Source organism: Vibrio sp. YT-19(2023) (assembly GCF_033337395.1).
Genome location: NZ_JAWOQN010000647.1, coordinates 1 through 641, shown reverse-complemented (window position 1 = coordinate 641; position 641 = coordinate 1). Strand labels below are relative to the sequence as shown.

1 protein-coding gene is annotated in these 641 nt (G+C 48.7%); it reads right to left on the bottom strand.

The features are described 5' to 3' along the window. Positions 1-641, bottom strand: a 641-nt coding sequence (locus R7E78_RS27660; RefSeq protein ID WP_318058822.1) for an NAD-binding protein, incomplete at both ends; no start/stop codon positions are given.

Genomic DNA, 641 nt, shown 5'->3' with positions numbered 1-641 from the left:
GGGGGATCACCAACATGGTTTCGTGATGTTCAAAATATTCTTGGTAAGTGAAGTTCTCACTCAGTTTGGTGTGCTTGATTTCTGCACCTCGGCTTAACAGGCTCGCTAGCTGAGTGTACCTAACATTGCCCCCCATCAACAGCTTGCCGTGATACTCCTGAGCAACAGAGTGCTTTTCACTGCCGTTTCCATTCGTCTTCACTTTTTGCAGACAATGCACTTTATCTTCGCCAAACTCGTCGACAAATTGCATACAAGCCATGATGTTGAAGTGTTGATCTGGCGTGAGTGCGACCACTTGACCAATGCCAATCATGTTCAGGTTGTCATCCGCATGGCTAGAAATCGGGTTACCGTAATAATAATCCAGGCCCATCATACGAACTTGGCTGATGTACTCCCAGTTTGAGTCCGTCATCAGTACACGTCGATCATAACGCGCTAACGCTTGGCCAATTTCACGTGCGACTCGGTTCGCCCCAATAAGTAGGAAGCCTCTCGGCGCAGGTTCAGCGACACCCAATGCAATCGCCATAGGGCGAGCAGTGGCACTTTGTAATACCACCGTACCGATGATCACCATAAAGGTCATTGGTACCAGCAAGCTTGCTCCATCGACTCCGTATTCGGTCAACTTAATC